General features: G+C 66.1%; 9 protein-coding genes. 1 reads left to right on the plus strand and 8 read right to left on the minus strand.

Annotated features, from left to right (window positions below):
- From ntrC to glnA, 3 genes are all read right to left on the minus strand, one after another.
- Positions 1-1,120: nitrogen regulation protein NR(I) (ntrC, locus tag G3N92_RS26115; protein WP_206130481.1), on the minus strand; the 1,120-nt coding region annotated here is incomplete at its 3' end.
- 39 nt (positions 1,121-1,159) lie between these two features.
- Positions 1,160-2,302 (minus strand): nitrogen regulation protein NR(II), encoded by a 1,143-nt coding sequence (gene glnL / locus G3N92_RS26120; RefSeq protein WP_206130482.1) that lies wholly within the window; start codon positions 2,300-2,302, stop codon positions 1,160-1,162.
- Positions 2,303-2,468: 166 nt separating this feature from the next.
- The gene (gene glnA, locus G3N92_RS26125; RefSeq protein WP_206130483.1) at positions 2,469-3,884 is read right to left on the minus strand and encodes a type I glutamate--ammonia ligase; all 1,416 of its coding nucleotides are present in this window, start codon (positions 3,882-3,884) and stop codon (positions 2,469-2,471) included.
- 421 nt (positions 3,885-4,305) lie between these two features.
- Between glnA and G3N92_RS26130 the strand changes: the two genes are divergently transcribed.
- The gene (locus G3N92_RS26130) at positions 4,306-4,770 is read left to right on the plus strand and encodes a rhodanese-like domain-containing protein (protein ID WP_206130484.1); all 465 of its coding nucleotides are present in this window, start codon (positions 4,306-4,308) and stop codon (positions 4,768-4,770) included.
- A 146-nt stretch (positions 4,771-4,916) separates the two neighbouring features.
- Here the strand turns inward: G3N92_RS26130 and G3N92_RS26135 are convergent, their stop codons facing one another.
- The 5 genes from G3N92_RS26135 to G3N92_RS26155 all read right to left on the minus strand — a co-directional run.
- On the minus strand, positions 4,917-5,729 hold the full coding sequence (locus G3N92_RS26135) for a molybdopterin-binding protein (RefSeq protein WP_206130485.1): 813 nt from the start codon (positions 5,727-5,729) through the stop codon (positions 4,917-4,919).
- The gene (locus G3N92_RS26140) at positions 5,726-6,556 is read right to left on the minus strand and encodes an EI24 domain-containing protein (RefSeq protein WP_206130486.1); all 831 of its coding nucleotides are present in this window, start codon (positions 6,554-6,556) and stop codon (positions 5,726-5,728) included. The genes G3N92_RS26135 and G3N92_RS26140 overlap by 4 nt, the downstream gene beginning before the upstream one ends.
- 148 nt (positions 6,557-6,704) lie before the next feature.
- Positions 6,705-7,700 carry a sterol desaturase family protein gene (locus G3N92_RS26145; RefSeq protein WP_206130487.1) on the minus strand — a complete coding sequence of 332 codons (996 nt, stop codon included), beginning with the start codon at positions 7,698-7,700 and terminating at the stop codon, positions 6,705-6,707.
- A 16-nt stretch (positions 7,701-7,716) separates the two neighbouring features.
- The gene (locus G3N92_RS26150; protein WP_206130488.1) at positions 7,717-8,712 is read right to left on the minus strand and encodes a beta-propeller fold lactonase family protein; all 996 of its coding nucleotides are present in this window, start codon (positions 8,710-8,712) and stop codon (positions 7,717-7,719) included.
- A gap of 100 nt (positions 8,713-8,812) precedes the next feature.
- The coding region (locus G3N92_RS26155) for a DUF3418 domain-containing protein (RefSeq protein ID WP_206130489.1) at positions 8,813-9,692 on the minus strand (880 nt) is incomplete at its 5' end.

Raw genomic sequence — 9,692 nt, forward strand, 5'->3', positions numbered from 1 at the left:
TGACCGTCTGCGCCGGCGCCATCACGGTCAGCCAGTTCGCGAGATTCTCGAGCTGGCGCACGTTGCCGGGGAACGGCAGCGAGGTCAGATAGGCCAGCGCTTCGTCGGACACGCGCTTGGGCTCGACGCCGAGATCGCGCGCGCTCTTCTGCAGGAAATGGCGCGTGAGCAGCGGGATGTCCTCGCTGCGCTCGCGCAGTGCCGGCAAGCGCAGCCGGATGACGTTGAGGCGGTGATACAAGTCCTCGCGGAACAGGCCCTGACGCACACGCGATTCGAGGTTCTGGTGGGTCGCGGCAATCACGCGCACGTTCGCGCGCTGCGGATTGTGGCCGCCGACGCGATAGAACTGGCCGTCCGACAGCACGCGCAGCAGACGCGTCTGCAAATCGAACGGCATGTCGCCGATTTCGTCGAGGAACAGCGTGCCGTTCTCGGCTTGCTCGAAACGGCCCTGGCGCGTGGTTTGCGCGCCCGTGAACGCGCCGCGCTCGTGGCCGAACAGTTCCGATTCGAGCAGGTCCTTCGGGATCGCCGCGGTGTTCAGCGCGATGAACGGGCCGTTGGCGCGCGGGCTGTGCCGGTGCAGCGCACGGGCCACGAGCTCCTTGCCGGTACCCGATTCGCCGGTGATCAGCACCGTGGCGGCCGAGTGCGACAGGCGGCCGATCGCGCGGAACATGTCCTGCATCGCCGGCGCCTGGCCCAGCATCTCGGGCGCGTCGGCAAGCTTGTCGTCCTCGGGCACGCCGCCGCGCAGGCTTTCCTCGACGGCGCGCCGGATCAGCTCGACCGCCTTGTCGACGTCGAACGGCTTGGCCAGGTATTCGAAGGCGCCGCCCTGGAAGGCGGCCACCGCGCTGTCGAGGTCCGAGAACGCGGTCATGATGATGACGGGCAGGCCCGGCAGGCGTTCGTGCATCGCCTGCAACAGTTCGAGCCCCGAACCGCCCGGCATCCGGATGTCGGATACCAGCACCTGCGGCGTTTCGTGGTCGAGCGCGGCCAGCGCATCACGCACATTCGAGAAGCTTCGGGTCGCGAAGCTGTCGCGCGCGAGTGCCTTTTCGAGCACCCAGCGGATCGATTGGTCGTCGTCTACTATCCAGATCGGCTTCATAGGTCGGTCAGATGTATCGGTGAGTCGCTGCAAGGCCGCTCAATGATCGAGCGGCAACAAAATCTGAAATTCGGTGCGGCCCGGCCGGCTCTCCACCTCGATCGTGCCTTCGTGCTGCTGCACGAAGGTCTGCGCGAGCGTGAGGCCGAGGCCGCTGCCGTCCTCGCGGCCCGACACCAGCGGATAGAAGATCCGGTCGCGGATCTCCTCCGGAATGCCGGGGCCGTTGTCGATGACGTGGAGATCCAGCGCCAGCTTGAACAGCTTCTTGCCGATCGTGATCTTGCGCGCGATGCGGGTGCGCAATTCGATCCGCGCGTCGCCCTGCGCGATGCGCTCGCGCAGCGCCTGCGCGGCGTTGCGCACGATGTTCAGCAGCGCCTGGATCAGTTGTTCCTTGTCGCCGCGCAGGTCGGGCACGCTGACGTCGTAGTCGCGCTCGATCGTCAGGCCGCGCGGAAACTCGGCCAGCATCACGGCGCGCACGCGTTCGCACACTTCGTGCACGTTGACGTCGCCGACGATGTGCGGATGCCGGTGCGGTTCGAGCAGCCGGTCGACCAGCGTCTGCAGCCGGTCGGATTCCTTGATGATGACCTGCGTGTACTCGCGCAGCTCGCCGCGCTCGCGCTCGCTCAATTCGAATTCGAGCAATTGCGCCGCGCCGCGAATGCCGCCGAGCGGATTCTTGATCTCGTGCGCGAGATTGCGGATCAGGTGCTTGTTGACGGCCGTGAGGTCGTGAATGCGCTCCTCGCGATCGGTGCGCGACTGCCGTTCGTTCTCGAACAGCTCGACGAGCACGTAATCGGGCGCCCCCTCGAGAAAGCCGACGATCGCATGCACGTGCAGCGCCTCGCGGCCCGGCCGTTCGAGCACCGTGTCCAGATGGGTGGCGTGAAAACGCCCTTCGCCGATCGCGGTGATGGTGGTGGCGAGTTCCGTCGAATTCGGGAACAGGTCGCTCCACGGCATATGCGCGAGCTGGCGGCGCGAGATGTCGAGCATCGATTCGGCGGACGGGTTCGCGAACGCAATCTGCAGCGTCCGGCGATCGATCACGAGCACGACCGTCGGCAACGCCTCGAGGCCGGTCAGCAGCCCCGAGCGCACCAGCCGCTCGTCGTCCGACAGCCGTTCCGGCTGTCCTGCCCTGGCCTTGATCAGATTCTTCAGAACCATCGTGCGTGGATGCTCGCTCTTGTCTTGAGAAACCGTGCAATGAAAAAGGGACGGCCGGGAGCCGTCCCTTTCGTGTAGCCGCGGCCGCCGGGCGTGTTTCGCTCCCGGCAACCCGACGACAGGACGGCGCTTCGCTCGATGACGTGACGAAGCGCCATCGTCACGCTTACAGCGAGTAGTACATCTCGAACTCGATCGGGTGCGTCGTCATGCGGAACTTCGCGAGTTCCTGTTCCTTCAGGCCCAGGTACGCGTCGATCATCGCATCCGTGAACACGCCGCCGCGCGTCAGGAATTCGCGATCCTTGTCGAGTGCTTCGATCGCCTGGTCGAGGCCCGCGCAGACGGTCGGGATCTTTGCATCCTCTTCCGGCGGCAGGTCGTACAGGTTCTTGTCGGCAGCTTCGCCCGGATGGATCTTGTTCTGGATACCGTCCAGACCCGCCATCATCAGTGCCGAGAAGCACAGGTACGGGTTGGCCATCGGGTCCGGGAAACGCGTTTCGATGCGGCGGCCCTTCGGGTTCGACACGTGCGGAATGCGGATCGATGCCGAACGGTTGCGTGCCGAGTAGGCCAGCTTGACCGGTGCTTCGAAGTGCGGAACCAGACGCTTGTACGAGTTCGTCGACGGGTTCGTGATGGCGTTCAGCGCGCGAGCGTGCTTGATGATGCCGCCGATGTAGAACAGCGCCATTTCCGACAGGCCGGCGTAGCCGTTGCCCGCGAACAGGTTCTGGCCGTCCTTCCAGATCGACTGGTGAACGTGCATGCCCGAACCGTTGTCGCCCACGATCGGCTTCGGCATGAACGTGGCCGTCTTGCCGTACGAGTGCGCGACGTTATGGATGATGTACTTCGACCATTGCGTCCAGTCGGCGCGCTCGACCAGCGTCGAGAACTTCGTGCCGATTTCGTTCTGGCCCTGGCCCGCCACTTCGTGGTGGTGCACTTCGACCGGGATACCGATCTGTTCGAGCAGCAGGCACATTTCCGAACGCATGTCCTGGAACGTGTCGACCGGCGCGACCGGGAAGTAGCCGCCCTTCGTGCCCGGACGGTGGCCCGTGTTGCCGCCTTCGAAATCCTTGCCCGACGACCACGGCGCTTCTTCGGAGTTGATCTTCACGAAGGTGCCCGACATGTCCGTGTTCCACTGGACCGAGTCGAAAATGAAGAATTCCGGCTCCGGACCGAAGTAGGCCGTGTCGCCGATGCCCGTGCTCTTCAGGTAGGCTTCCGCGCGCTTGGCGAGCGAACGCGGGTCGCGCTCGTAGCCCTTGCCGTCGGCCGGCTCGACCACGTCGCAGGTCAGCACCAGGGTCGACTCTTCATAGAACGGGTCGACGAACGCTGCGGCCGGATCCGGCATGAGCAGCATGTCCGACGCTTCGATCCCCTTCCAGCCGGCGATCGACGAACCGTCGAATGCGTGGCCGCTTTCGAACTTGTCTTCGTCGAAAGCCGACACCGGCACCGACACGTGCTGCTCTTTGCCGCGCGTATCCGTGAAGCGGAAATCGACAAACTTGACGTCCTCGTCCTTCACGAGCTGCATGACGTCGGCGACGGTTTTACTCATAACCTCTTCTCCTGATTTGAACAATTCCGGCGGACTGGGACCGCCTCCGTTAAGCGGATGACGCCGGCTTCCGTACTTGAGCGCTGCGACGGGCCGACTTGACCGATGCTTATAAAGCAGCTTCCATGCCACCCATGCGCCAGTTCGGCGCGAAGGGCCACAACCCGCGCCGGGACAGGGCTGCCCCGCGCGCTTTCGGGGCTTCGCCCACCCGGCGCGGCGCATCGCACGCACCAAATATAGGCAAAAATCCCGAGATTGCACCATCTCGATGCAAATTTATCGTGACTGGAGAAATATGCACCGAATCGGTGCTTTTGCGCGCCGCGGGCAGGCATGCCGCTAGCCCCCGGGCGGCCCGCGCGTGCGCGCCGCCCAGCGCGCTAGAATGGTCGTTTGATCCGGAGGAGACTTCCCCGCCATGACCACGCTCGACCAGCTCTACGCGCAAGCCGACGCGCGCCGCACCGAAAGCCAGCTCCAATACGCGGGCGCGCTGGCGCCGGCCGAAAGCTTCGAACTGCTGCAACTCGATCCGGCCGCGCGGCTCGTCGACGTGCGCACGCGCGCCGAGCTCGACTGGATCGGCCGCCCGCTCGTCGGCGACGGCCAGTACGTGCATATCGAGTGGACGCGCTACCCGGGCGGCGTGCCGAACCCCGATTTCATCGCGCAATTGAAGGACGTGGCCGACGCCGGCACCCCGCTGCTGCTGCTGTGCCGCAGCGCGGCGCGCTCGAAACTGGCCGCGGTCGCCGCCACGCAGGCGGGCTTCACGCGGGCGTTCGACATTCTGGAAGGCTTCGAGGGCGCGAAGGACGGGCAGGGTCATCGGAAGACGGTCGAAGGCTGGTGCTATCGCAAGCTACCCTGGATCGGCGCTTGAGCGTCGCTGTCTATCGTCCTGCCGGGCGATGACACCGGGATGACGGGCCGCGCGACGCGGCCCGTTTCGTTGTTGCGCGCGCGTTCTTCCGCTCGCCCGCGAAAACGGTGCGGCCCCGGCCGGGGCCGCTGAAGCCACGCAATCGATCAGCGCGCGGCGTCCGGCTCGACGATGTCGCCGCCCAGATGGTGCACGCCCTCGCGCAGCTTGACGAACGCGGCGGCCACCGCCTCCGGCTCGCCCTTCACGCCCAGATCGATATGGCGGCGCGCATACACGCCGCCGCGCTCGGCGTCGCCCACGCTCGGCAGGCTGAACACGCGCACGCCCGGAAAATCGCGCTCGATCTGCTCCATCAGCGGCGTCAGCGTGGATTCCGGCAGTTCGAACACCAGCACCGAGCGCTCGGCGAACGGCGTTGCGTGATGCAGATGCGCGTACTTCGTATCGAGCACCCATTCCATCATCGGCCAGGCCATGACCGGGAAACCGGGCACGAAATGCACGTCGCCGTACGAAAAGCCCGGGATCTTGTTGTAGCCGTTCGGGATGATGCTCGCGCCGCGCGGGAACGTGCCCATCTCGAAGCGGTGCCGGTTCTCGGGCGAATCGAGATCGACCGGCTTGGCGGTATCGGTGTGCGTGTCGCGGATCCGCTCCGAGATCAGCGCCTTCGCCTCGGGATGCAGTTCGAGCGGCACGCCGAGCGCGGCGGCCGCGCACTGGCGCGTGTGGTCGTCCGGCGTCGCGCCGATGCCGCCCGTCGAGAACACGATGTCGCCGGCCGCGAACGCGCGCGCGAGCGTGGCCGTGATCCGCTCGCGCGAATCGCCCACGTATTCGGCCCAGTCGAGCGCGAGCCCGCGCGCGCCGAGCAGCTCGATCAGCTTCGAGAGATGTTTGTCCTGACGGCGGCCGGAAAGGATTTCGTCGCCGATGATGATGATGCCGATGCTCATGCTTGCCTCGTCAGTGCGTGTGACTGCGCGGCGGCGGCCGCGCGCTGGTCCTGCAGCGCGTGCAGGCAATAGAAACCGAACCACAGGGCCGAGAAGACGAGGATGAACGCGTAGACCCAGATCATCGCCGCCGCGACGAACGGGAACAGCACCATCGTCCAGATCGACGATACCCATACGAAGGTCGGCACCGTGCCGAGCAGGCCGCTCGCGATGCCGATGCCGAGCAGCGGCCAGCGGTGCCGGCGCATCAGCGCGCGCCGCTCGTCCGCGCCCGCGTGCTGCGCGAGCGCGTCGTAACTCATGACGCGATAGGTCAGCCAGCCCCAGATCAGCGGCGGCAGCAGCGCGAAGAACGGCGGAATCAGCCAGAGCGGCAACGTCACGACCAGCACCACGATGCTGACGAGCGCCGTCCAGACGGCATTGAACGCGCTGCCATACCAGGTGCCGCCGCGTTTCTGTTCGAGATGGGCAAACTGGCGCCGCGACAGATGGCCGATCACGACCGGCATCGAAATGCCGGCGATCAGCATCAGCACCGTCAGCACGATCAGCGGAATGGCGGCCGACACCACCACGAACGGCGCCACCACGGCGTGCAGTTGCGGCACGCCGATCGACGAGAAGAAGCGGTAGAGCCAGGAGGTCAGCGTGAAGCCGTCGAGCGCGACGCGCGCGAGGCCGACGAGCGGTTGCCAGGCGAACCAGAGCACGAGGCCCCAGCCGAGTGCGGCGACGATGAACGGCAGGAACGTGAGCCAGAGCATCCGCGGGTGCAGCGCGCTTGCGAATGCCCGGCCGAAGGAGCGCAGCAGATCGGTCATGCGGGCGGGTACGTGGAGAAATGGGGTAAGGCGGCCCCAAGCATAAACCACTGCGCGTCTGGACGCCAAAACCGCGATGCGCGCCCGGTCGCCGCCCCGAACCGCCTGCCCTTCCCGCTCCCGTGGCCGGTGGCGGAACCCGGCGAGATCAGGCCGTCTCGACCGGCGACACGCGCGGCTTGCGCTGCGCGATGCGTTTCACGATCCGCACCATCGCGAGCCAGTGTTGCGACCAGAAGCCCTCGCCGTACGACACGCCTTGATATTGCTCGCGGATGCCGGTCGGTTCGAGCGTCTTGTTCCACGAGGCCGTGCGGAACAGCATGTCCCACCACGGGAACAGCACGCCGAAGTTGCAGCCGTAGGCCGTGCCCTCGTGGCCGTAACCGACCGCGTGATGGCGCCGGTGGAACGCCGGGCTGACGAGCAGGCGCTCGCCGAGCCAGCCGAACGGCAGGCGCGCGTTCGTATGCTGAACGCTCTGGATGAAATTCGACACAGCCGTCAGCACCACGAACTGCGACGGCGGCACCCCGATCACGAGCGCGATCGCCGCGAAGAAGCAGCCCTGGATCAGGTCGTCGAGCAGGTGGTTGCGATCGTCGGTCCACAGCGACATCTGCCGCTGGCTGTGATGCACGGCGTGCAGTTCCCACCAGACACCGAACCGGTGCTGCCAGCGGTGATACCAATAGCCAGCGAAATCGATCGCGACGAGGTAGATCGCGAACGCCACCAGCGGCTGCGAGGTCACGCCCGGCCACAGCGAATCGAGGTTGTAGTTCGCGACGCCCTTCAGGCGCAGCCACGACTGGAACTGGTCGAAGAACGGCTGCATCACGAAGAAGAAGAACAGCGTGAAGATGCCGAGCTTGGCGATCAGCGTGTAGATCACGTCGACGCGCGCCTCGCGGCGGTTCTGCCACGCCTCGGCGGGGCGCAACGCCTCCAGCGGGCGCAGCAGCACGAACATCACCACCACCTGCAGCGCGCCGACGATGACCCAGTACAGCGCGTCGTAGGTGTCCTCGTCGTAATCCATCAGGTCGAACTTGAACAGCGCCGGCTGCACGACATCGACGTACAGCCAGGTCTGCAGGTTCGACACGAACGTGTCGAGCATCGTGACGATCGCGTGAAACATCTGCGCTCCCGCGCCGTCAGGCGCCGTTCGGCGCCGTCACCGGCGCGCGGTCGAAGAAATAGATGCCGTGCGGCGAGCGGCCCACCGGAATCGTCTGGATCAGGCGGCGGCTGGCCAGATCGATCACGCCGACCTTCTTGGCGAAGCGGAACGTGACCCACAGCGTCTTGCGGTCGGCCGACAGCTCCATGTCGTCCGGGCCGGGCAACAGGCCCGAGATTTCGCCGACGTTGGTCAGCGTGTTCTCGTCGATGATGCTGATGGTGTTCGCGACCCGATTCGTGACGGCCACGTGGGTGCCGTCGGCGAGCGAGCGGAAGTTGTGCGCGCCCTTGCCCGTGGGGATCGTCTTGACGACCTTCTGGTTGCGCCAGTCGACCACGGCCACGTAATCGGCGCCGGTCATGCCGACCAGCACGTATTTGTCGCCGGGCGTCATCCACAGGCCGGCCGGCACCTTGCCGACCTTCATCTTCCATTTGACGGTTTGCGTCGGCAGGTCGATGGCGGCCAGTTCGCCCGACACTTGCAGCGATACCAGCACCGTGCGGGCGTCCGGGAACGCCAGGTGGCTCGGCATCACCTGCAGCGGCACGCGCTTGGCGAGGTGCACGTCATGGCCGTCGTAGCTGTAGATATCGACGCGATCGAGGCGCAGGCCGGCCGCCACGAACCATTTGCGGTCGGGCGAGAAGCCGAGCTGGTACGGATCGTCGATGCCTTCGACGGTGCGCTGCAGCGCGCCGGTGCGCGGATCGAGGAACATCAGGCTGTTCGAGACCGAATTCGCAACGATCAGGGACGAATTGTCGGGCGCCGCCATCAGGTGATGCGGCTCCTTGCCGGTCGGCATCGTGCCGACCACCTGATGCGTGTTCTGGTCGATCAGCGACAGCGTCGCCTCGGCCGAATTCAGCACGATGACGTTATTGGCGAACGCGGCGGGCGCCGCGGCGACGGTCAGTGCGCCGAACATCAGGGCAGCCCGACCGAGGGACAGGAAATTGCGCATGGAGACTCACGTCGAGGAACAACCGTCATTGTAGAACGTTCGAACGGGCCGCCGGTTGACCGGAAGCCCGTTCGATTTTCCGCGCCCCTCGCCGGATCCGTCAGCGTTGCAGCGATTCCCAGACCTTGTGCAGGCGCTTCACGGAGACCGGCATCGGCGTGCGGAGTTCCTGCGAGAACAGCGAAATGCGCAGTTCTTCCAGCAGCCAGCGGAATTCGATCAGCCGCGCGTCGGCCGCGCCGCCGCGCTGCGACAGCGCCCGCTGGTAGTGCTGCGAGAGCGGCGCGAACTCGGCCAACTGGCGCGCGTCGCGAGCCGCGTCGGCCTTCAGCTTGTCGATGCGCAGCGCGATGCCCTTCAGATAGCGCGGGAAATGCGCGAGCTGCGGATACGGCGTGTCGATCACGAAGCGCTTGCCGACCAGCGCGCCGAGCTGGGCCACCATGTCGGCGTGGGCAGCCGCGAACGGCTTGGCCTGCGCGAGCTTCTTGCCGAGCGACGCGTACTCGGTCAGGATCCCGCCCACCAGCCGCGCGATCTCCTGCGCGAGCAGGTTCAGGCGACTGCGGCCTTCGTCGCGGCGCGCGTGGAAGCTGGCGTCGTCGTCGGGCAGCGGATCCTGCAGGCAGGCGCGGTCGAGCGCGGTGTCGATCAGTTGGTCGCGCAGCTCGTCCTGGGTGCCGAGCGTCATGTATTGCATCGCCATCTCGCGCAAGCCTGGCAGGTTCTTCTCCAGGAAGCGGATCGGCTCCTTCAGTTGCAGCGCGAACAGCCGGCGCAGCCCGGCGCGGTGGATGCGCGCGGCTTCCTCGGGCGAATCGAACACCTCGACATCGCAATGCGCGCCGCGATCGACCAACGCCGGGTAGCCGTACAGCGTCTGGCCACGCCGGCGGATTTCGAGCAACTCGGGCAGCTTGCCGAAATTCCAGGTGGTCAGGTTCTCATACAGCGCGGTGGCACCGGATGCACTCTCCCCG

The organism is Burkholderia sp. Ac-20379 (genome assembly GCF_017104645.1).
GTDB lineage: Bacteria > Pseudomonadota > Gammaproteobacteria > Burkholderiales > Burkholderiaceae > Burkholderia.